19 protein-coding genes are annotated in these 22,853 nt (G+C 63.3%); 11 read left to right on the top strand and 8 right to left on the bottom strand.

Going from position 1 to position 22,853, the window contains the following annotated elements:
• Positions 1-93: 93 nt before the first annotated feature.
• Positions 94-2,307, bottom strand: coding sequence for a PepSY domain-containing protein (locus ACO06J_RS11825; protein ID WP_421760916.1), 2,214 nt, complete (start codon positions 2,305-2,307; stop codon positions 94-96).
• A 9-nt stretch (positions 2,308-2,316) separates the two neighbouring features.
• Entirely contained in the window at positions 2,317-2,787 is a 471-nt protein-coding gene (locus ACO06J_RS11820) for a DUF2271 domain-containing protein (protein ID WP_421760915.1), read from the bottom strand.
• A gap of 138 nt (positions 2,788-2,925) precedes the next feature.
• On the opposite strand from ACO06J_RS11820, the gene ACO06J_RS11815 reads away from it, so the two are divergent.
• Both ACO06J_RS11815 and ACO06J_RS11810 read left to right on the top strand, forming a co-directional pair.
• Entirely contained in the window at positions 2,926-3,588 is a 663-nt protein-coding gene (locus ACO06J_RS11815) for a response regulator transcription factor (RefSeq protein ID WP_421760914.1), read from the top strand.
• Positions 3,585-4,913 carry a sensor histidine kinase gene (locus ACO06J_RS11810; RefSeq protein ID WP_421760913.1) on the top strand — a complete coding sequence of 443 codons (1,329 nt, stop codon included), beginning with the start codon at positions 3,585-3,587 and terminating at the stop codon, positions 4,911-4,913. Before ACO06J_RS11815 ends, ACO06J_RS11810 begins: the two co-directional genes overlap by 4 nt.
• Here ACO06J_RS11810 and ACO06J_RS11805 read toward each other — a convergent pair.
• On the bottom strand, positions 4,910-5,665 hold the full coding sequence (locus ACO06J_RS11805) for an alpha/beta fold hydrolase (RefSeq protein WP_421760912.1): 756 nt from the start codon (positions 5,663-5,665) through the stop codon (positions 4,910-4,912). The genes ACO06J_RS11810 and ACO06J_RS11805 overlap by 4 nt on opposite strands.
• Positions 5,666-5,839: 174 nt before the next feature.
• Here ACO06J_RS11805 and ACO06J_RS11800 point away from each other — a divergent pair, with 174 nt between their 5' ends.
• From ACO06J_RS11800 to ACO06J_RS11780, 5 genes are all read left to right on the top strand, one after another.
• A complete protein-coding gene (locus tag ACO06J_RS11800) occupies positions 5,840-7,180 on the top strand; it encodes an extracellular solute-binding protein (RefSeq protein WP_421760911.1) in 1,341 nt (446 codons plus the stop codon).
• A gap of 77 nt (positions 7,181-7,257) precedes the next feature.
• Entirely contained in the window at positions 7,258-8,142 is an 885-nt protein-coding gene (locus ACO06J_RS11795; protein WP_421760910.1) for a carbohydrate ABC transporter permease, read from the top strand.
• 9 nt (positions 8,143-8,151) lie between these two features.
• A complete protein-coding gene (locus ACO06J_RS11790) occupies positions 8,152-9,069 on the top strand; it encodes an ABC transporter permease subunit (protein ID WP_421760909.1) in 918 nt (305 codons plus the stop codon).
• Between the two features lie 13 nt (positions 9,070-9,082).
• Entirely contained in the window at positions 9,083-10,162 is a 1,080-nt protein-coding gene (locus tag ACO06J_RS11785) for an ABC transporter ATP-binding protein (RefSeq protein WP_421760908.1), read from the top strand.
• Between the two features lie 35 nt (positions 10,163-10,197).
• Positions 10,198-11,112, top strand: a complete 915-nt coding sequence (locus tag ACO06J_RS11780; protein ID WP_421760907.1) for a TIM barrel protein — start codon at positions 10,198-10,200, stop codon at positions 11,110-11,112.
• A gap of 69 nt (positions 11,113-11,181) precedes the next feature.
• On the opposite strand, the gene ACO06J_RS11775 is transcribed toward ACO06J_RS11780, so the two are convergent.
• Positions 11,182-12,756, bottom strand: coding sequence for an amidase (locus ACO06J_RS11775; protein ID WP_421760906.1), 1,575 nt, complete (start codon positions 12,754-12,756; stop codon positions 11,182-11,184).
• Positions 12,753-13,451, bottom strand: a complete 699-nt coding sequence (locus tag ACO06J_RS11770; RefSeq protein ID WP_421760905.1) for a cysteine hydrolase family protein — start codon at positions 13,449-13,451, stop codon at positions 12,753-12,755. The genes ACO06J_RS11775 and ACO06J_RS11770 overlap by 4 nt, the downstream gene beginning before the upstream one ends.
• Before the next feature lie 287 nt (positions 13,452-13,738).
• Here ACO06J_RS11770 and ACO06J_RS11765 point away from each other — a divergent pair, with 287 nt between their 5' ends.
• Positions 13,739-14,812 (top strand): substrate-binding domain-containing protein, encoded by a 1,074-nt coding sequence (locus tag ACO06J_RS11765; RefSeq protein ID WP_421760904.1) that lies wholly within the window; start codon positions 13,739-13,741, stop codon positions 14,810-14,812.
• Positions 14,813-15,020: 208 nt separating this feature from the next.
• A complete protein-coding gene (locus ACO06J_RS11760; protein WP_421760903.1) occupies positions 15,021-15,440 on the top strand; it encodes a MarR family winged helix-turn-helix transcriptional regulator in 420 nt (139 codons plus the stop codon).
• Between the two features lie 88 nt (positions 15,441-15,528).
• On the opposite strand, the gene ACO06J_RS11755 is transcribed toward ACO06J_RS11760, so the two are convergent.
• Genes ACO06J_RS11755 through ACO06J_RS11745 form a run of 3 tightly spaced genes read right to left on the bottom strand, consistent with a single transcriptional unit; the run spans position 15,529 to position 19,781 of the window.
• Positions 15,529-16,929, bottom strand: coding sequence for an amidase (locus ACO06J_RS11755; protein WP_421760902.1), 1,401 nt, complete (start codon positions 16,927-16,929; stop codon positions 15,529-15,531).
• 21 nt (positions 16,930-16,950) lie between these two features.
• Positions 16,951-18,357: an amidase gene (locus ACO06J_RS11750; protein ID WP_421760901.1), complete on the bottom strand. Its 1,407-nt coding sequence runs from the start codon at positions 18,355-18,357 to the stop codon at positions 16,951-16,953.
• Positions 18,358-18,371: 14 nt separating this feature from the next.
• Positions 18,372-19,781 carry an amidase gene (locus tag ACO06J_RS11745; RefSeq protein WP_421760900.1) on the bottom strand — a complete coding sequence of 470 codons (1,410 nt, stop codon included), beginning with the start codon at positions 19,779-19,781 and terminating at the stop codon, positions 18,372-18,374.
• 449 nt (positions 19,782-20,230) lie between these two features.
• Here ACO06J_RS11745 and ACO06J_RS11740 point away from each other — a divergent pair, with 449 nt between their 5' ends.
• Together ACO06J_RS11740 and ACO06J_RS11735 are read left to right on the top strand one after the other, a co-directional pair.
• Complete coding sequence (locus tag ACO06J_RS11740; RefSeq protein ID WP_421760899.1) at positions 20,231-21,823, top strand: ABC transporter substrate-binding protein; 1,593 nt, start codon at positions 20,231-20,233, stop codon at positions 21,821-21,823.
• A 66-nt stretch (positions 21,824-21,889) separates the two neighbouring features.
• Positions 21,890-22,846 (top strand): ABC transporter permease, encoded by a 957-nt coding sequence (locus ACO06J_RS11735; protein WP_421760898.1) that lies wholly within the window; start codon positions 21,890-21,892, stop codon positions 22,844-22,846.
• Positions 22,847-22,853: the final 7 nt, after the last annotated feature.

The following is a 22,853-nucleotide window of genomic DNA, read 5'->3' as shown; positions in this document are numbered from 1 at the left end:
GCGCCGCGCTTGAGGGGGGCCGGCGGAGCAACAGCCTCGATCGCACCACCCGCCGTCGCACTTACGGTCGAGACAGGCAGGGCGTAGGCGATATCAATAGACGTCTTCAAGATACCGCCCCTGGGCCCTGAGGTGATCGATGCTGTCGCCGAGCGGCGCCAGGATCTCGTCGATGGCGTTGGCCACGGCATTGGCCATGTCCTTGCTGCCGCAGATCAGGAACTGCGCACCCGATGCCACCAGTGCCCGAATATTTTCGGGGTCCGCCGCGATCCGGTCCTGCACATAGACATGGTCGGCGCTACGCGAGAATGCGTTGACGCGGGTGGCGAGGCGCTTGTCGGCGACGCAGGCCGAGAGGCTGTTGTCGTAGAGGAAGTCGGAATCGGGCCGGCGGCCACCCCAGTAGAGGTGCATCGGGCGCTTGCGCTTGTTGTTCCAGATAAAGCCCACGAACGGCGCGACGCCCGTGCCATTGGCGACCATCACCACGGGCTTCCGTCCCGGCGCCGGCCGGAAGTCACTGTTGTGCCGGATGAAGGCGTCGATCGTGCCGCCCTCGTCGAGACCGAACAGGAACTCTGAGCAGATGCCGCCCTGTTGCTTGCGCACACAGATTTCGATGAACCCATCCTTGCTGCCCGACGCCAGCGAATAGTAGCGCGGGATGGCAAAGCCGGACGGGACGATGCCGAGGAGATCACCAGCTTCGAACCGCGGCAGGGCAGGCTTACCAAGCCCGAACAGGCCGCGCTTTTCGGCGGGCAGTGCGAAACGCAGGATCACCGTCGGCGCCTGGATTTCGATGCCGTATTCGACACGGTCGATCAGCTGCAGCGGCACAGTCTTGGGCTGCGGCGGCACGTACTTCAGATGCAGCGGCTTGCCGATGCGCTGGCCGAGACTGACGCCCCACTGCGCAAAGGCCTGCGACGACTGCCGGTCGATGTGGCTGAGACTGTGGAAGCGCTTCCAGCCCATCTCGCTCAGCGAGCTGTCGACCAGTTCGGCATAGGCCGAAAAGTGCTGGAAGCTGTGATCGCCGAACCCAAGCACGGTATAGGCGAAGGCCGGTGCGGTCTTGAGCTTGGTAGCAAGCGCCAGGAAGCGCTTGGCGCTTGCCGGTGCCGTGCCATTGCCGAACGTCGAGGTGAGGATGATCAGCCGCGTGGCGCGCGGATAGCCGCGGCCAAAGCTGTTCATCTCCGCCGTGTGCACATTGGCGCCAGCCTTGCGCAACTGGTCGTGCAGCTCGGACGCAAAGCCCCACGTCGCGTTGCCCTCGCTGCCGACGAGAATGACGGTATCGGCCTGCCCAGGCGCAGCATTGCCGGCAAGGCGCGGCCGGTTGCGGGTGCGGGCCCACCAGACCAGCGCGCCGCTGACCGCCATCAGGGGCAGGGTGAGGGCAGTGACGCCGAGCACCAGCCCAAGCCACCAGATGCCCTGGCCGGTATGGAGCGTGTAGAAGGCCTGGTAGATGGTCTGGCCGATGTTGTTGGCCGTGAACTGCAGCATGTCGCCGGTCGATTGGTCGACATAGCCCGAGCCCGATCCGGTGGTGACTGTGAACACGTCAGCCGCATCGGTCGGCGAGGGGAAGACCAGTTCGCGGAGGTCCGTCAGCGAGATCGACTTCAGCGCCGAAAGTTCCGAGATGGCGACGGACGCCGTGCCGCTGCCAGCAGGCGGGAAGCTGAGGCCGAGCCCGGCCGTACCGTCGGAAATGAGCCCGAAGCTGACCAGCGACATGTAGACGCCGGTCAGCGCCGAAAGCATCAGCCCGAGCACGGCGATACGGCCTATATCGACATGCAGCCGCTGCCGCAGCGTGCCGCGGGCAGTTGCAAAGAGCTTCGCCCAGCCGCCCAGCCGCGACACCAGCATCAGGATGCCCGAGATCGCGAGGACCACCAGCGCCAGGGCGCCGACACCGGCTACGGCATGGCCAGCCTGGCCCAAAAACAGCGAGCGGTGGAGCTCGGTGAGGAAGCTGAAAAAGCCCGACGACTGATACGTGCCCAAATCCCGCCCGGTGGCCGGATCGACGAGGTTGGCAACAGCACCATTGGCGCCCGAGCTGTAGACGATCGTAGATCCAGACGCGGTCTCGACAATGCGCTGCACCCCCTCATGGGATGCCGCCACATTGGCGGCCAGTTCCGCAACGCTGACACTGCTCTTGGGCGCCGGCGTACCAAAATGCTCGAGCGCCGGCTGCAGCGACAGCAGCGCACCGGTGAGCGCCATGAAGGCAACCAGCACCGCAGCAATCAGACCTGGCAACGAGTGGATCTTGCGTAACATGATACTGGCCTAGAACTTGACCGTCAGGGTGCCGACATAGCCGGTCCCATCCACCGGCTGGCCCATGGCTGCCGTGGTAAGCGGAGCCGCCGCATCGCTCGAATACTGCCCGCCTTCTTCGACGGCGGTGTCGACATGGACTTCATAGCCCGCGTCGATCATCGAATCGGCGATGCTGGAGCTGACCGTCAGCGTCTTGCCGCCGCCAACGCTGGCGCCGGAAATGCCGTCGAGAGTGACCCCTGCAACCGACACGCCCTTGGCCCACTGGCGCAGCGCGCCGAGGTAGCGTTGTTTGCTGCCGGCAACCCACAGTGTTGAATTATAGCTGCCGTCCGGATTGGTGATATAGACGGCGGCATAGGCGGGGTAACCGCCGAACCGCGCCATTTTGACGTCGACAGTAATGTCTTTGGCAATCGCAGCGCTCGGGGCAACGAGGGCAGTTCCAAGCAGCAAAGCAGTGGTGAACTTGTTCATTCCAATTGGCCTTCATGGGTCTACTATGGTCATGAACAAACCAAATGAAGCTGACGCCACGCTGACGGCGATTTCGGCTGGACTTCAGCCAGCTGTCAGGTTGGAGCGCGACAAACGCGCCATCGGGGACCATTCACCTTGCGGGTATTGCTGATCGAAGACGACCATGTGCTGGGGGCGGCGATGCGCGATCACGTCGCGTCCGTCGGCCATAGCGTCGACTGGATGCTACGCATCGACGACGCGCGGCTGGCGCTGCAAACCGTGCAATACGAACTGGTGCTGCTGGACCTCAACCTGCCCGACGGCCGCGGCCTCGACCTACTCCGCGAGCTCCGCGGCAAGGGCGATACCGTGCCGGTGATCATCACCACCGCGCAGGATCAGATCGCCATCCGCATCGAAGGGCTGAATTCCGGCGCAGATGACTACCTCGTCAAGCCGTTCGACCTCAGCGAACTCTCTGCCCGCATTTCTGCCGTCGCCCGCCGCTATGCGGCCAGCCCCGCGCCAGGCATCGCCATCGGCGGTGTCAGCATCGACCTCGGCCGCCGCACGGTGACCGTCGACGGCGACAGCGTATCGCTGACCGCGCGCGAGTGGGCCGTGCTGGAACGGCTGGTGCGCCATCGCGGCGCCATCGTCACCAAGAACGAAATCGAGGATTCGCTCTACCAGTTCGGCGCCGAAATCGAGAGCAACGCCGTGGAAGTCTATGTCAGCCGGCTGCGCAAGAAGCTCGGCCGCGAGTTTGTTTCCACGGCGCGCGGCCTTGGCTACCAGGTGGCATCGGAAAAATGAGGCGACCCTCGATTGCCTGGCGGCTGGCCATCGGGCTGACCATCATGACGGCACTGCTCTGGCTCGGTGCCACGGCCATTGCCGGCCTCGTCATGCAGCGCGAACTCGATTCCGCCTACGACCAGCTGCTCGAACAGGCCGCCTACCGCATCCTGCCCCTCGCCATGCACCGCATCCGCGAGCCGGGCGAGGATGACGAACTGCGCATTGGTGGTCTCAATTCCAATGAGGATGACGAGTATTTCGCCTATTACGTCGTCCGCGGCACCGGTGCGGTGGTGATCCGCGCCGAGGACGTGCCGGATAGTATCGTGGCGCGCACCGTTCCGGATGGCTTCAGCGCCAGTGATGGCCGGCGGGTCTTTGCGCTGACCGATAGCCGGTCGGGTTACCGGATCGTCGTGCTCGAGCACACCGAGCACCGGGCCGCGGCGCTGACGCAGAGCCTTGGCGGGCTGCTCTGGCCGCTTCTGGCGCTGATCCCGTTGATCGTCATCGGCATCTGGTACGCTATTGGGCTGGCGATGCGGCCGGTGGCGGCGATGAGCCGCGACATTGCGGCCCGCGACCGCCGCAACCTCACTCCCCTCAACCTCGAGGGCCAGCCGGTGGAGCTTGCCCCGATCGCCGAGGCCGTGGCAGATCTCCTTGAGCGCCTGCGCTCCGCCCTCGCTGCCGAACGCGCATTTGCCGCGAGCAGCGCCCACGAACTGCGCACACCGATTGCGGGAGCCCTCGCACAGGTGCAGCAACTGGCGATCGAACTGGGCTCGTTGCCCGAGGCACACCGTCTGCGCGAGGTCGAGGCAGCGCTGCGGCACCTGGCGCAGCTGTCTGAAAAGCTGTTGCAGCTCTCACGTCTCGAGGCTGGCTTCGCCCGCTCGGACCGCGCAATGGACCTGGCGCCGATCCTGCAACTGGTCGCGCGGGATTTCCAGTCCTCGGCGCACTATCAGAACCGTGTCGCCTATGAGGACAAAAGCGCGGGAACCCTGCGCGGCAGCATCGATATCGATGCCTTTGCCATCGCCATCCGCAACCTCGTGGAGAACGCGCTGGTGCACGGCGCCTCCGACGGCCCGGTGGCGATCACTGCCGAGCCGGGCAATGTCGTGCGCGTGGTCAATGGCGGTCCGATCGTGCCCGCGGGCCTGCTCGAAACCATCGCCGAACCCTTCGCCCGCGGCGCCACCTCCGCCAAGGGCACGGGCCTCGGCCTCTCCATCGTCCGCACCATCATGGAGCAGACTGGCGGCACGCTGGTGCTGCATTCGCCTGCGACGGGGCGGGCGGACGGCTTCGAGGCGATCCTGACGCTCGCCTAAGCAAGAAACGCCGCGATCTCGCTCACAAACTGCGGATTGAGTCGTGCGCTGGTGTGATCGCCATCGACAAGTGCCAGCCACGCACCGGGAATCGCTGCAACGAGCACGTCCGGGTTGATCGCCAGCGGATCGCTGCGCCCGGCAATGATCAGCGTCGGCGCGGTGATTGTATCGAGCGCAATCGGCGCGGTGTTGATTGCCGAGGCGTGCGCCGCCAGCGCCAGCCTGTCGCTGCCGTTCTGGTCGATCCATTGGCGGAAGCCGCGCACCATCTCGGGCACGTCGCCGGGATCATCTGCCCGCAACGCCTGTTCCAGCACGCCGTTGTCCAGCGCCCGCGTGTCGACGCCACCCAGCAACACCACCGCTTCGCCCACCCCGCCGGCCACCACGCGCCGCAGCCGCCGTTCATGAGTGGCCGCGATCAGGGTGACAATGGCGCCCATCGAATAGCCGACGAGATCGGCCTCCTCTGCGCCGATTTCGTCGAGCAGCACGCCGATATCGCGCGCCATGCGGCGCTCGCCATAGTGGCGCGACTCATGCGGCGCGTCTGATTTCCCATGCCCCAGCGCATCGATGCCGACCACCGGTCGCCCCAGTTCGCCGAGCCGCGCGGCGATACCGCACTCGACCCACTCGCTGGCCGTCGAGGCAGAAAAGCCGTGCTGCAGCACGATCGGCCGACCCTCGCCTTCGGCTAACTCATAGTAGGCAAGGCGAAATCCGTCGGGCGTGGTGAGAAACTGCAAGGCCGGCTCCGGTCTGAGGTGAGTGTTCGCCCGAGCATACAGCAGTTCGCTGACATCGCACCGTCGTACCATCGTCATTGCGCGTTCACGGGGCTGAGACGGAAGCGTCAATAACCCCCGCTAGGAGTCCGGCTTCGCGGTTTACGCGATCTACGTTCCCGGAGAGCCCGTCCCATGAAACGCCATCCCCTCGTCGGCTCGGCCATTGCCGCTGCCACTATCATTTTCGCTTCCGCCCCCGCGCTGGCCGCCACCAAGTTCGACTTCTGGTACGGCCTGTCGGGCGATCTGTCCGACCGCATCCAGGACATGTGCAAGGATTTCAACGCGTCGCAGGCCGACTACGAAATCGTCTGCACCAGCCAGACCGACTACGACACCAACCTGCAGAACACGATCGCCGCGTTCCGCGCCAACAAGCAGCCGACGATCACCCAGATCTTCGACGCCGGCACGCTCGATCTGATGCTCTCGGACGCCTACATCCCGGTCGAGCAGTTGATGAAGGACAACGGCTACACCATCGACTGGTCGAACTATTTTTCGGGCGTCGGCTCGTACTACTCGACCTCGAAGGGCGAACTGCTCTCGATGCCGTTCAACTCGTCGACCGCGATGATCTATTTCAACACCGACGCGCTCAAGAAGATCGGCTTCGACGGCCTGCCGCAGACCTGGTCGCAGGTTGAAGACGTCGCCCGCAAGGAACTCGCCGCTGGCTACGAATGCCCGATGGGCTTTGATCCGGCCGGCGCCTGGCAGTGGTTCGAGCAGTTCTCGGCCATCCACAACCAGCCGATCGCCACCAAGGGCAATGGCTACGGTGGTCTCGACGCCGAGATGGCTGCCTCCAAGGGCCTCTTCGTCCAGCAACTGACCTGGATCAAGAAAATGTATGACGAGAAGCTCTTCGTCATCAAGAACAAGGACACCGGCCAGGTCGACCAGGACGCTTTCGCGGCTGGCACCTGCCAGATGTTCTCGGGCTCGATCGCCGGCCACGGCTCGGTGACCGCCAAGGCAATCCCGGATCTGCATTGGGACGTCGCCATGCTGCCGATGCTCGATGGCTACACCCGCACCAACAGCCTCGTGGGCGGCGCCTCGCTCTGGACGCTCAAGGGCAAGTCGGCAGAAGAATACAAGGGCGCCGCGGCGTTCTTCAACTTCCTCGCCACCCCCAAGCAGACCCAGTGGTGGTCGACAGTGACCGGTTACATCCCGGTCACCAACTCGGGCTTTGAGGCCATGAAGGCCGCCGGCTTCTACGACGCTGCCCCCTATAAGGGCCGCGAGAAGGCCATTGCCTCGCTGACCGCCTCGACCCCGACCGAGAACAGCCGCGGTATCCGCCTCGGCCACTACCCGCAGATCCGCGCCGAAATGGTCAAGACCATCCAGAACGTGCTGTTCAACAACGTTCCGGTCGAGCAGGCGCTGGCCGACTTCGACGCCAAGGGCAACGAGATCCTGCGTCGCTTCCAGGCGACCTACAAGGACGCCGTTCTCCCCTGATCGGTACCTGAGCAACGCGGGCGGCCAATGGCCGCCCGCACCTCGTCCACCATTCTCCGACGACCACGAGTGAACGCATGGAACGGCGCGCCTATTACCGCAAGAAGGGACTGCCCTGGCTGTTGATCGGCCCGCAACTCCTGCTGGTCCTGGTGTTTTTCTACTGGCCCACCTCGCAGGCGCTCTACTGGGCCTTCACGCTGGAGCAGCCCTGGGGCGGCGGCAACAGCTGGGTTGGCTGGGACAATTTCGCCCAGATTTTCCAGGACACCGAATACTGGGCCACCGTGCTGCGCAGCGCCTTCTACGCCTGCTGCACCACCCTGCTCTCCATGTTCATGGCGCTCACCCTCGCAGTCTTCGTCGACCGCCAGCTCAAGGGCACGTCGCTGTTCAAGCCGGTCTATGTGTGGACCTACGCCATCGCCGCGCCCGCCGCCGGCGTCGCGTTCCGCTTCATCTTCGCTCCCGAGGCCGGTCTCGTCGGCGCGCTCAACGACATCTGGCCAGGCGTCTGGAACCCCGCGATCAACGGTTGGCAGGCTCTGGCGATGATCATCGTTTGCCATGCCTGGCTCGGTATCGGCTACAATTTCATCTTCTTTCTAGCGGGCCTGCAGATGATCCCGCGCTCGATCAACGAAGCGGGCGCCATGGATGGCGCACGGCCTTGGCAGCGCATGTTCGACCTGCAGTTGCCGCTGATCGCGCCCACGGTATTCTTCCTCTTGATCATCAACCTGATCTCGAGCTTCACCGACAGCTTCGGGCTGATCGACACCATGACCGAAGGCGGGCCGTACGGCTCAACCGAGGTGATGGTCTACAAGATCTATTTCGACGGTTTTAAGGGCCTCGACTACTCGGGTGCTGCTGCGCAGTCGATCGTCCTCATGCTTCTCGTCATCGGGCTCACCTTTGTGCAGTTCCGCTTCGTCGAAAAGCGCGTCCACTACAACTGAGGTCCGGCCATGATCGAGCGTTCGCCCATCTTCAACTTCATTACCTACGTGGTGATGGCGCTTGGCCTGGTCCTCGTCATCGCCCCGTTCTGGATCACCTTTGTGGCCGGCTCCCAGAACCTTGCCGAAGTCAGCCGCGTGCCGATCGTCCTGTGGCCGTCGGGGCATCTGTTCGAAAATCTTGCCGAGGCCTGGGCACGTGCGGACCTCGGGCCGAAGATGCTCAACAGCTTCATCATGGCGATCACCGTCACCGTGTGCAAAATCTCTCTCGCCTCGATCTCGGCCTTTGCCATTGTCTTCTTCGATTTCCGCGGCCGCATGATCGCGTTCTGGATGATCTTCGCGACCCTGATGCTGCCCCTCGAAGTGCGCATCGTGCCGACCTACGCGATTGCCGCCAACGCGCTGCTGCCGTTCCAGGTGATCCTTGACACGCTTGGCATCTCCGGGCTCGTCGAGAACCTCATGGGGGTGCGCATCGCGCTGGAGTGGAACCTGCTCAACTCCTATCCCGGCCTCGTGCTGCCGCTGGTCGCCACGGCGACCGGCACCTTCCTCTACCGGCAGTTTTTCATGACCATTCCGGATGAGCTGGTGGAAGCCAGCAAGATGGACGGTTCGGGCCCGCTCCTGTTCCTCTGGGATGTGCTGCTGCCATTGAGCCGCACCAACATGCTGGCGCTCGCCACCATCCTCTTCGTGTCGACCTGGAACCAGTATCTTTGGCCGCTGCTGATCACCACTGACCGCGAGCATTTCGGCACTGTCGTGATGCAGCTGAAGTCACTGGTGCCGGCGCTTAACGGCACGCAGGACTGGAACGTCACCATGGCCGGTGCCCTCATCATCATGCTGCCGCCGCTGCTGGTCGTTGCGTTCATGCAGCGCTGGTTCGTGCGTGGCCTCATTACCAGCGACAAGTAACCGGAGACGACCAATGGCAGCCATTTCGCTCAGAGGCGTCAAGAAGCGCTATAACGCCAAGACTTTCGTTGTCCACGGGGTGGACGCCGAGATCGAAGCCGGGGAGTTCGTCGTTATCCTCGGCCCGTCGGGCTGCGGCAAGTCCACGCTGCTGCGCATGATTGCCGGTCTCGAGGAAATCTCGGACGGCGAGATTGCGATCGGCGGCAAGGTGGTCAACAAGCTCGAGCCGCGTGAGCGCGGTTGCGCCATGGTGTTCCAGAACTACGCGCTCTACCCGCATATGACGGTCAAGCAGAACATCGGCTACGCTCTGAAGGTGGCAAAAGTCGCCAGGCCCGAGCGGGAGGCGCGCGTCATGAAGGTCGCGCACTCGGTCGGGCTGGAGCCCTATCTCGATCGCCGGCCGGGCGAGCTCTCGGGCGGTCAGCGCCAGCGCGTCGCCATGGCCCGTGCCATGGTGCGCGAGCCGAAAGTGTTTCTGTTCGACGAACCGTTCTCCAACCTCGATGCCAAGCTGCGTGTCGCCATGCGGGCAGAAGTCCGGCGTCTGCACCGCGACCTCGGCGTCACCTCGGTCTTCGTCACGCACGACCAGATCGAGGCAATGACGCTGGCCGACCGGTTGATCATCATGAATGCCGGCAATGTCGAGCAGATCGGCAAGCCGACCGAGGTCTACAACAAGCCGGCCAGCCGCTTTGTCGCCGACTTTATCGGCTCGCCGGCCATGAACCTGTTTGAGGGCGAGTTCGACGCTGAGGGCGTCTTTGTCTATGGCCAAGGCGGCCGGATGAGCGTGCCGCAACTCAACGGCGTTCGCGCCCCGGGCCGCAAGGTGGTGCTCGGCGTACGCCCGGAATCTGTGCGTCGCACCGGGCCTGACGCGCAGGGCTCGATCCCTGCCGTTGTAGACTATATCGAAGAACTGGGCGCCTCGCGCCTGATCCATGCCGAAGCCAACGGCAGCCGCATCGTCGCCGTCGACACCGAGAGCAGCGAGATCAGCACCGGCATGCCCGTGCATTTCAGCGTCGACAATGACGCGCTCCACGTCTTTTCGGCCGAGAACGGCCGCCGCATCACGCACTAGTTCCAGCAGGCAGTGATCCAGCAAGGGAGATCATCATGAGCAACATCATCGGTACTGGTTTCAATGTCGGCTCGGAGGATGGCGAGATCGAAAGCCTCGCCGCCGACATGCGCGCACTGGCCGACATGGGCGTCGACACCGTCGAGATCGGCATCACCAGCCTTGATATCGTGGCGGGCGGCCGCATCATCGAAGAGCGCGCTGCAGCCCTCGTCGCGCTGACCCAGCAGTTCGACTTCCGCTACACCGTGCACGGCCTAGTCTCGTCCAACTTCATGGACCCCGCGACGGTCCGCTACCAGCTCGATGCCGCCAAGGCGCTCGTTGAGCTCTGCGACCGGATCGACGCGCGCGTCCTCGTCCAGCACGGTGGTGCGCTCAGGGCCGACCAGTGGCAGGACCGCGCCGATGCCGACCTCCGTGAACGCGATACGCTCACCGAACTGGCCGAGTTCGCCAAGCCCTATGGCGTCCGCATCGCGCTCGAGAATATCTTTTCGACCGAGCCCGGCCAGTACCGCCAGACCCCGTCGGAAGTGGCGGCAACGGTCCGCGCCGTGAACCACCCGAACGTCGTGGCGCTGATCGACTTCAGCCACGCCTACATCGAATCCACTTATCGCGGCCTCGATTTCCGCGCCGAACTGCGCGCCATGGCGCCGGTCGCCGGGCACCTGCATGTGCATGATTCATTCGGCCGTCCACAGGCCTTCTACAAGCCGTTCCACCCGCAGGAAAACACTGCCATGGGCGTCGGCGATCTCCACATGCCGCTCGGCTGGGGCGACATCGCCTGGGACGAGATCTTCGCCGAACTCAACTTCCTGCCCGACACCGTCCTGATGATGGAAATCGGCCGCCGCTATCGCCGCGAACAGCCCGCCAGCCTCGCCTGGGCCAAGCGGCTGGCGCGGATCGCAACGGCAGAAACCGCCAAGGCGGCCGAGTAACTCAACGTCCAAATGCGCAACTTCTGCCGGCTGATACCCAACCGGCAGAAGTTCACGACTTAACGACAGTCAAACAGCCTCCGAAGGACGGAAGATCGTCTCCTCCAGCACCGGCACGATGCGGTGGTGCGTCGCCTGCTCGTAGTCATAGGCGTACCCGAGCAAGCTCGCCTCGCTCCACATCGGCCCCACGAAAATCAAGCTGAACGGCGAGCCGCCAGCAAACCGACCCGCTGGCACGGTGACCCCAGGCAACCCTGCGATGTTGATCTCGGAAACAGTCGTTTCGGGGTAAAGCGCCTTATCGAAAACCCCCGGAATCGCCGCCGACATTTGCGGAAACACCAGCACGTCGAGATCGTGTTCCGCCATTACCGCATTGAAAGTACTGAGATAAGCCTCACGCGCGGCATGGAACGCACTGAGGTCAGGCGGCAGCGCCGGGTTCTCGATCGAGGCCCTGAACACTGGATCGGCAAGGTGTACCGCGAGCGGACCATCAGCTGCGAACGGATCAGAAGGGAGCAGAGGCGCAAGCTCCGCAATCGAGTTCGCCACCGCCCCCGGCCCCAGGCGCCGCAGGAAGTTCTCGAAATCGAACACCAGCGACTCGATGCCGCGCGGATCGAAACCCAAGTCTTTCTTGGAAAGGCTGGCAAAATCAGTCCCAACAAACGGATCGTCGACCAAGACAGCGCCACGAACCGCAATTTCCGCGATCGCGGCATCGTAAAGCGCCTGCGCTTCATCCCAGAGCGGCTCAGTGCGCCAACCCTTCCCATAAAGCCCGACGCGGGCGCCTTTGAGGGCGGTGGGGCTGAGTTTGCTGGTGTAGCCACCCTTGGGCAGCATGCCGATGGAAGCGACGGTCTTGGGGTCCGCCGAGGTGTAGCCAGCCAGCACATCGAGGAGGATCGCCGCGTCCATCACGGTCTTGGCGTGGGGGCCAACGACATCGCGGGTGGAACCTGCAAGTGGCATGACGCCAGTATTGGGGACCAGCGCGAAGGTCGGCTTGATGCTCACAAGGCTCTGCGCTGCGCCCGGATTCTGGATCGAACCGCCAGTTTCCTCGGCAAGGCCGGCGACTGCAAAGCTGCCGGACACCGCAGTTGCCGTGCCGCTGGAACTGGCGCCCGGAGCGACGGAGCGGTCCACAGCGTTGTAGGTCGGCCCGTCCCAACTAGAATTGGCGCGCGTACCATCATGGCTGAAGGCCGGGATATTGGTCTTGCCCAGGATCACCGCACCCGCTGCCTTGAGACGCGCTACGACTGGGGCATCAGTGCCGGGCATCAGGTCAACGCCGCCCGTTGCGCTGTGGAACCCTGCCCAGCCACCCGTCGAGGGCAGCCCGACAAAATCCATCGCTTCCTTGATCACAACCGGTACGCCTGCCAGGGGCCCAAGCACCTCTCCAGCCGCCCGGCGAGCGTCCATGGCGGCGGCGTCGGCAAGGGCGGAGGGGTTCATGAAGGTGAAGGCGTTGTAAAAGGGCTCGTAGCGCGCGATGCGGGCAAGGAACGCCTCGGTAAGGGACACCGAGGTGAAGCGCCCTTCCGCCAGACCCCGCTGAGCCTCAGTAATGGTGAGTTCGACAACGTCAATCGCATCTGTGGCAACGATCGGGGCTGAGGCGTTCATGCTGCGGCCTTGGCGGAAGCCGAGTCGTCGATCAGCCCGAGCAGGTGCGGCGTATCCATCACGTCGGCGAAGATCGTGTACATGCTGAGCAGTGTGCCCAGATGCTCCTCGTCGCTGAGCGTGGCGTTGGCGTCTGACATGAAGATCACGTTGTAGCCCATCTGCAGCGCATCGCGCGCCGTGCTCTCGCAGCAGCAATTGGTCAGCGTTCCGGTGATGATCAGCGTGTCGATGCCACGCGCCTTGAGCTGGGCGTCCATATCGCAGGTCTCGGGGATCAACGCGGAGAAGCGGGTCTTGTCGACGATTAGGTCTCCCGCCTTCACCTCCATGGAGGGGTGGATCTCCCAGTCAGGCATGCCGCGCGCCATCTTGACCTGCGCGTCGATCTGGGTCGGCCCGAGCGTATTGAACCAGTGCGCCCAGCTGTGTTTTTCGGCGAGATCGTAGGTGTAGCGGGTAAAGACGTTCACTCCGCCGCTCCCGCGCACGGCCTTTGAGATCGTGTTGATGGTGCCCGCGATCTCGCGGGTCATCGGCACTTCGATCGGCGCGCCCTCGGCGACGAAGCCGACCTGCATATCCACGATCACATGCGCGACCTTGGTCATGTCGAGACTCGAAAAGATGTGGTCCTGGCCGCGCACCTGACGGACGCGATCGACGATGTGCTGGGGGATGGAGACCTTGTGCATGGCACGTCCTTTCGGTGAGGCGCCGGCCACCATATGGCTTCGGCAAATGCTTGAGTGCAATCGATACAGATAGTCAAATATGAAAATATCCAAAATGCAAGGACTATCCGGCACGACGTGTTGCCTAAATTGTAAGCATATATGTCAGGCGATGAAATTTACATCAAGCGTTTGACAGGGCCTGCGTTGCGTAGCAGTCTCCTCGCTTCGTCGGGGTGTGGAAGTTCTGTCCAGAGGGGTGTCGATTTCGATCCTCGCTGCGGCGCAAATTGTGACGGGAGCTTGCCTTGGGACGTTCAAGCAACGGGCGGACGATAAAAGTAGGCATGTTGCATCCGCGCAGCGGTGTTGCCGGCATGTGGGCGCCCTCAATCGACGCAGCCGCGATCGTTGGCGCGGCGGAAGTCAATTCCACCGGTGGTATCCTGGGCGAAGAAATCGAACTGGTGTTTGCCGACAGCGGCTTTTCCATTGCCGAGGCGGTGAATGCGGTCGACACGCTGATCGAGGTGGATGGGGTCGACGCGATCGTTGGCGCGCACCCCAGCAATATCCGCGATGCCGTCAGCCGGCAGATTTCCAGCAAGGTGCCCTATATCTATACGGCGCAATACGAGGGCATAGCCTGCGGTCCGGCGACCGTCGCTACCGGCAGCACCGACTACGAGTTGATGGCCCCCGCTCTGGCATGGCTGCGAGCGGAAAAGCAGGCGGAGCGGTTCTTCTTCGTTGGTAACGATTACATTTGGCCCCGCATGGCATTGGGCACAACCCGCGGCCTGATGCGCCAAATGGGTACGTTCCTCGTGGGGCAGGCAATCCTTCCGATCAAGGTTCTGGACTACACCGCGCTCCTCCGCCAGATAGCTGGCAGCGGGGCGCAGATGGTGATCACCGCACTCGTCGGGCAGGCAGCGGTGGACTTCCATCGCGCTTTCGCAGCGGCAGGAATGGATGAAAAGATCCTGCGGTTTGGGCTGATTATCGACGAGACGGTGATCTGCGGCATCGGTGCGGAAGCCTCGACTAACCTGTTCACCGCATCAAGCTATTTCGCCGAACGGCATTCGCGATCCAACGACCATTTCCTCGAACTCTACCACGATGCCTTTGGCGCATTCGCGCCCCCGGTCTCTGCTGGCAGTGTCGGGGCCTATGAGGGTGTGCACGTCCTGGCTGGGCTCGCCAACGACCTGCAGACGCGCGATGCCCGCGCACTTGCGCACCATCTGGGGCAACTCCTGTCGCGGCCCAGCGTCCGCCACATGCTCGATGGCAAGCCCATGGGGCAGTGGCCGGCGGCCTATATGGGACGTGCAGACGGCGTCACACTGCGGGTAGTGGCGGATCTGACGCACTGACTTCAGGGGCGCAGCTAGCAAATTCATTGAAAATGAAATATTGTCAGTGTCTACTCGTGGTGGTAGGAAACCGCGAGTCGGAGTGCTGTTGCCGGTGGGAGAGCGATGAGGAGTCCGGGCGAACCGGGCCGATGCATCGAAAGGCCAGTAGCGGCTTTATGGTTGGAACGAGAAGCGTGAACGAGATCGACGCTAAGGAGGAGCTGCAATGGCCACCACACGCATGAAGGATCAGCTGGCTTACATGATCGCCAGCGTCAACCGTCAGCTCGAGAACGAGCTGGAGGAACGTCTGCGTCCCGGTGGCGTGCCCATCGAGCAGTTCCGTATCCTCGAGGTTCTGGATACGGCCGAGCCCTGCGCTATGGGCGAAATTGCCACGCAGTCCCTGATCGAGCCGCCCACGCTCACCAAGATTATCGACCGCATGGTTGCCGAAGCGCTGGTGTACCGCGCGCCCGATCCCAACGATCGCCGCCGCGTGCTCATCCTCACTGCGCCAGCCGGAAAGGCTCTGTTCAAGCGCCTGCGCGGCGTCTCGACGGCGCAGGAACAGCGCATTGTCGAACTGTTGGAGTCTGATCGCGCGACAGAGCTGCGCAACCTGCTGCGCGAACTTATCCAGTAGAGCCACCCACTCCCAGACAAAAAAAGAGCGCCTTGCGGCGCTCGAGTTGACTGGCTGGTGCAAACCGCCAGCGGTCGGGAAAGGTGTCTCAGATGCCGGGCGGGCGGCGGGTGTGCCAGTCGGTTGCCTGCTGATAGGCATGCGCCACCTTGAGCAAAGTCGCCTCCGACCCAGGCAGGCCCGCCAGCTGAAAGGCGATTGGGCGGCCGTCGGAGGTGAAGCCGCAGGGGAGCGTCACTGTCGGGGTGCCGGTGGCGTTGAAGGGCGAGGTGAACTTGCCGATATTGTTGAAGTCTTCGGCCACCTGCGCGCGCATTTCGGCCCAGGTTGGGGTGCCCAGCCGGTAGACCGGCATGACGAACACATCAAGTGTCGAGAACAGCGAGATCACCGCGCCGCGGAACTTCCGCCGCTCGATATTGCCATGGCCAGTCTGGGTCGGCGTGACATCGGCAACCTTCATCATCTCCTTGATGGCCGGACCATATTCGTCGGCTCGCGCTGGGTAAGTCGCCTCGTGTGCCGCCAGCAATTCGCCGATGGTGAGCGCCATGGTGTATTTGAGCAGCGCTTCTTGCGATGGGAAGCTGACCGGCGTGTTGATCGCGCCGAGGCTTTCGAGCACTGCGATAGCGTCCTTGATCGCCGCCACGGTCTGTGGCTCGGCATCGGTGGCGATGTAGTCCCAGTCGACCCCCACCTTGATGCCGCGCGCCCCATAGACGCCGTCGAGCGCTGCGAGATAATCCGGCACTGGATCTGGGAGTGTCGTGGTGTCGTTCTTGTCCCAACCCGCGAGCGCCTGCAGCATGGCGGCGGCGTCGGCCGCCGAGCGCGCCATCGGCCCCAGATGGTCATAGGTCGCCGCAAGGTCGAAAATGCCGTAGCGCGAGATCAGCCCCCATGTCGGCTTGACGCCGGTCAGCGCGTTGCTCGCTGAAGGAAAACGGATCGAGCCGCCTGTGTCCGACCCGATGCTCGCGTAGGTCAGGCCGGCGGCCGTTGCGACGCCCGAGCCGGATGACGATACGCCGGTCCAGAGGTCCGCCTTCCATGGGTTGACCGGCTCGGGAAAGCTCGGGTGATGTTCGAGGGTGGCTCCCTCGGTCATGTGGAGTTTACCCAGCAGCACCGAACCTGCGGCCGCAAGGTTGGTCACCACAGTGGCGTCATGGTCCGGCTTGAAATCGCGATGGATACTCATCCCACCTGAGGTCGGAATGCCTTTGGTAAAGCAAAGGTCCTTCACGGCGATCGGGATGCCATGCAGGGTCCCGCGATAGCGGCCAGCCATGATCTCCGCCTCAGCCGCCCTGGCCTGCGACATCGCCAGTTCTGGCGTGACCGTCGTGTAGCTCTTGAGGCCCGGATCGAGGGTCTCGATGCGCTTCAGCAGCGCTTCGGTGACTTCGACCGGCGAGATATCACCGCTCTCGATGTGCTTGGCGACGGTGGTCAGCGGCTGGAAGTGAATGTCGCTCAGGTACATGAACTGTAAACTCCGTGGGGATCAGGACAGGGTGGGGCGGCGGAGGTGCCAGGGCGTCGCCTGCTGGAAAGCGTGCGCGGCCTTGAGCAGTTTGGCTTCGCTCAGGTGTGGGCCGATCAACTGCATGCCGAGCGGCAGGCCGATGACATTGCTGCCGGTGGGGAAGGTGATGGTAGGCACGCCCGCCATATTGTAGGGCCCGCTGTAGCGACCAAAACTGGCGATGGTGGCGAAGATCTCGTCGAGCTGGTCGTAGCGGGCGCCGACCCAGGGCATGATCGGGGCAGGGACGACGTCCACATGCTCGAACAGTTCGAGCAGGGCGCCCTTGAAGCGGTCCTTTTCGATATAGGCCGCGGCAATCTCGGTGGACGAATACTTGAAGCCACGCTCGATAGTTTCGCGCAGGCGGCCAAAACCCTCGGGGTTGGTCCGGTAGTGCGCCTCGTGATAGCGCGCGCACTCGGTTTCCATGATGATGAACTGCGACCGCGTCACCGCATGGGTCGGCGGTACCTTGATCTCCACGAGCTTGGCGCCAATCGTCTTGAAGACATCAAGTGCGTCGCGGATCGAGGTGATGATCTCGGGATCGGTTCCCTCCTCGATATAGGCCCAGTCAACGCCGATCCTGAGGTCGCGGGCCCCAAGAATCCCGCTCTCAAGCGCCGCCAGATAGTTCGGCACCGGTGCACGCAGACTGGTGGGGTCGTTGTCGTCGTGTCCGGCAATGACGTCGAACACCGCAGCGGCATCGGCCGCCGAGCGCGCCATGGGCCCGACGGAATCGAGCGTATCCGCCAGCGTGAACACGCCATAGCGGCTGACTCGGCCCCAGGTCGGCTTGAGACCAGTAACGCCGTTGATGGCCGACGGGAAGCGGATCGAGCCGCCAGTGTCCGAGCCCAGTGCCGCAAAGCAGAGCCCGGCGGCGGTCGCAACACCCGAGCCTGATGAGGAGCCGCCCGGCCAGAAGCCAGCAACGTATGGGTGGCGCGGCGGTGGGCCGAACATCGGGTGATGTTCGGCCAGCGCCCCTTCGTGGAGCGCGAGGCGGCCGAGGATCACGGCACCTGCCGCGACGAGCCGGTCAACTACCGTCGCCGAATAGTCGGAGACAAAGTCCTTGTAGGCCGCCGACCCGAAGGTCGCGGGCGTGCCCGCGGTAAAGAACAGGTCCTTGATCGCGATTGGTACGCCATGCAGCGGCCCGCGATATCGACCAGAGCGGATTTCCGCTTCCGCCTGTCGCGCCTGCGCCAACGCACTTTCGCCGGTTACAGCGATGTAACTATGGAGTTCCGCGTCCACCGCGGCGATGCGCGCCAGCATGGCTTCGGTCAGCACGACTGGCGAAAGCTCGCCGGTCTTGACGCCGGCAGCGACATCGGTGAGCGCCATATAGGGCAGGGAACTGGTGTCGAGCATGATCGATCCTCTGGTCAACTGAGCGTGGGGCGACGGGTGTGCCAGTCGGTGGCCTGCTGGTAGGCATGGGCGGCCTTGAGCAAGCGGGCTTCACTGATGTGCGGACCGATCAGCTGCACCCCGATGGGCATGCCATTGCTGCCAATGCCGCAGGGGAAGGTGATCGCGGGAACGCCAGCGAGATTGTAGGGTGAGGTGTAGCCGACCAGTCCGTCGAGATCCTCGAGCGCGGCATCCATCTGGTCATAGCGAATGGCAACCTGTGGGTAGATCGGCGAAATCAGCATGTCGATGTCGCCGAACAGGCGCGTGATCGTGCCGCGGAAACGCGCCCGGGTGATGTAGGCGCCGGCGAGCACCATCGGATCCATGGCAAGCCCGCGCTCGATCGCCTTGCCGAGCGCCGGGCCATACTCATCCTTCTTTTCTGCATAGACCGGGTTATGCCACCAGGCCGCCTCGGTATCCGTGATGGTCAGCGCCGCCTGGATCGCATCGGTGCGATCGGGGACCGAGACAGGGACAAGCGTGGCGCCAAGATCTTTCAGCGTGGCGATGACGCCTGCGATTGCAGAAGAGACTTCCGGATTGATGCCCTTGGTGAGGTAGGTCTCGTCGATTCCGATGCGGAGGCCGCGCGCCCCGAGGACGCCGTCGAGTTCGCCAAGGTAGTCGGGAACCGGCGCATCGAGCGAGGTCGGGTCCATCGGATCGGCCCCGGCAAAGGCATAAAGCATCGCGGCGCAATCAGCGGCGGTGCGCGCCATCGGCCCGATGGTGTCGAGCGAATTGGCCAGCGCGAACACGCCATATCGCGACGTGCGGCCCCAGGTGACCTTGAGGCCGGTGACGCCGCAGGCGGCGGACGGGAAGCGGATCGAGCCGCCCGTATCGGTGCCCAGCGAGGCAAAACACAACCCTGCCGCTGTCGCTGAGCCTGAGCCCGAGGACGACCCGCCTGGCCAGTAGTCCTTGCCCCAGGGGTTGATGCAATTGCCCAACTTGGGGTGGTGCTCGCCGAAAGCCCCCTCATGCAAGTGCAGATGCCCCAGGATCACCGCGCCGGCTTTCTTCAGCCGGTGAATGATCGTCGCGTCCTTGTCGGAAACCACATTGTAGGCGGTGGTGGCAAAGGTAGCGGGGTCGTCCTTGACCTCGAACAGGTCTTTGATGCCGATCGGCACCCCATGCAGCGGGCCGCGCCAGCGCCCCTCGGCGATCTCGGCCTCGGCTATTTCGGCCGCCGCGACGGCGGCCTCAGCCTTGACCAGCAGATAGGCATTAAGCTGGGGGTTGAGCGCGCCGATCCGGTCGAGGATCTGCTTGGTGAGCGTCACCGGTGACAGCTCGCCACGGGCGATGAGGCCGGACACCTCCATCAGCGAGGAATAGTGGAGGGTGTCGGCGGGAGATTTTTCCAGCATGTCAGGCAGCCTTGGCATGAGTTGCGCGCTTGCGGCGGAGACCACCGGTGGCGTTCGCGAACACCTGACTAGGAGGCTGACTTGGGAAGACAGACGCAACAGGCGGCATGGCTGCACCTCAGGGTGAGATCATGCACCTTTCATACTACGGTTCCTGATAGTTGAAAATGATAATATTGAAAGATGAAATTAAAGGCGCTTTGCCCGTTTTTTGTACTGAACGGACCCTATCAAGCCGGTATCTCATTGCAAGATAGATGCTTTTGAAAGCCAACCTCTTGGGTGCCTGTTAGGTTCACTGTCCCTAAAGTGCTAGCGTTTTTAATATTTTAGCAGTTCGCTCATCTGCTATGCGTTGCGCGTGCCATCGGCTGGCACAACGCTTGCAACCCTGTTCTCCCGAGGGGCGCCATCCCGAAAGGCGCTACCGCTTGCAGGAGAGAAGCATCATGAAGGTTTCAAGATTGCGAGGCATGCTCTCGGTCGCGGCGCTTGCCGCGTTGACCGGCTTGAGCATGGCCGTCCCCGCCTCCGCGGAGACCGTTTTGCGCGTCGCCATGACTGCCGCAGACATTCCCGATTGGACCGGCGCGCCGGACCAGGGCTACGAAGGCTACCGGTTCGCCGGCTACACCATGTATGACGCGCTGGCCCTGTGGGACCTGTCGAGCTCCGACAAGGCCGCGGACATCGTTCCCGGCCTCGCCACCAGCTGGGAGATTGACCCCGCCGATCCGCTGACCTGGACCTTCCACCTGCGCGAAGGCGTGACCTATCACGACGGCTGCCCGTGGAACGCGGACTCAGCGCTCTGGAACTTCGATCGCGTCAAGACCTCCGGCTCGCCGCAGTTCAATGCGCGGCATGCGGGTATGCAGGGCTGGGCAGTCGCCAGCCTCACCTCATGGGAAAAGGTCGATGACCTGACCATTAAGCTGCACACCAATGTGCCCTCGTCCATGCTCCCCTACAGCATGGCGATGCTCTACATGATCTCCAACTGCGAGGTCGAAAAGCTCGGCAACGACTATACCAAGTTCGCCGAGCACCCGGCCGGCACCGGCCCCTACATGTTCGACAAGCTGGTGCCGCACGAGCGGCTCGAACTGGTCAAGAACCCCAACTACTGGAACAAGGACCGCATCCCCAAGCATGACCGTCTGGTCCTCTTGCCGATGCCGGAAGCCTCGACCCGCGCCGCGGCCCTCCTCTCGGGCCAGGTAGATTTCGTCGAAGCGCCGTCGCCCGACACCATTCCTGCCCTCAAGCAGGCCGGCATGAACATCATCACTGTGCCGTACCCGCACAACTGGGACTATCTGCTGAAGGTGGACAAGGGCCCGTTCTCCGACGTCCGCGTCCGCAAGGCCGCCAACATGGCGATCAACCGGCAGGATCTCGTGGACATGCTGCAGGGTGTGGCAACGCCAGCCTACAACACCCTGATCGAGAGCCAGCCCTGGTACGGCACGCCGCCCGTCTACGCATACGACACCGAAGGCGCCAAGAAGCTGCTTGAAGAAGCGGGCTGCATGCCGTGCAAGGTCAAGATCGGCATTTCGACCTCCGGGTCGGGCCAGATGCAGCCCTTGCCGATGAACGAACTGGTCAAGGAGCAGATGGACGAGGCCGGCTTCGATGTCGAACTGGTCCCGATGGACTGGAACGCCCTGATCAGCGTGTTCTTTGCTGGTGGCGCTGCCTCCGAGTTTGACGGCATCAACTTCTCGATGGCGCCGATCGATGCGTCCCAAGGTGTGGTGAACAAGTGGATGAGCAACATGTCCACGCCCAATTGCTGCAACTGGGGCTCTTACAAGAACCCCGAAGTCGATAAGCTCGGCCTCGAGGCCATGGCGGAATTCGACACCGCCAAGCGCGATGCCCTGCTGACTGAGATGAACAACCTCGTGATGGCCGATGCGCCGGAACTGTTCATCGTCCACGACCTCAACCCCCGTGCCCTGTCGCCCAAGCTGTCTGGCTTCGTCCAGGCACAGAGCTGGTTCCAGGACCTGACCCCGATCGTGGTCAATCCCTGATCGATACAGCTTCCGCGGGCGCTAATTGCGCCCGCGGTTTTCCAGGTCTGCCTAGGAGATTGAGACGTGTGGCTCTATGCGCTTCGCCGCCTGCTGATGACTATTCCAATTCTGATCGGGGTCACGGTCATCTGTTTCGCCCTGGTCAAACTGGCGCCGGGTGATCCAATCCAGAACCTGGTCCGCCCCGAAACCAGCGCCGCAGACATCGCCAAGCTCCGCGCCTACTACGGCCTCGATCAACCCGTCGTCATCCAGTATTTCGTCTGGCTCTGGCGCGTCCTCTCGGGCGACCTCGGCACCTCGATCGCCAACAATGCGCCGGTCGCCAGCGAGGTTCTTCGCGCCTTCCTCAACACCATCACCGTCGCCTTGATCTCGGTGGTCATTGCCTTCATCGCCTCCATGGGCCTCGGCATCATCGCCGCCACACGTCAGGGCGGTCTGGTCGACAAGTTCGTCACCGCCATCGCCGTGTTCGGCATCTCGGTCCCCACCTTCTGGCTTGCCGTGGTGCTGGTGATCTTTTTTGCGGTGAACCTCAACTGGCTGCCCGCCACCGGCATGGGCTCAAGCGGGTCGGACACCTTCAACTACTTCAAGTGGGACGACTTCAAGTTCGCCGTCATGCCGATCATTGCCCTGGCGCTGCCGCCGCTAGGTATCATGACGCGCACCACCCGATCAGCGCTCAGCGAAATCCTCAACCAGGATTTCATCCAGACGCTGCGCGCCAAGGGACTCAGCGAGTTCAGCATCATCACCCATGCGGTGCGCAATATCATGCCGGGCGCCATCGCCATGCTGGGCCTGCAACTGGGCTATCTGATCGGTGGCTCGGTGCTGGTCGAGACGGTTTTCACCTGGCCCGGCACAGGGTTCCTTCTCAATAAGGCGATCCTTACCCGCGATATCCCGCTGCTGCAGGGCACCATCCTCGTGCTCGCAACCGTGTTCGTTCTCATCAATCTCGTGGTCGATCTGATGCAGTCGCTCGTCGATCCGCGCATCAAGCGCATCTGAGGAGGCC

It is taken from the genome of Devosia sp., assembly GCF_965229025.1.
Lineage (GTDB): Bacteria > Pseudomonadota > Alphaproteobacteria > Rhizobiales > Devosiaceae > Devosia_A.
This window is presented reverse-complemented; position numbering and strand designations above follow the sequence as displayed.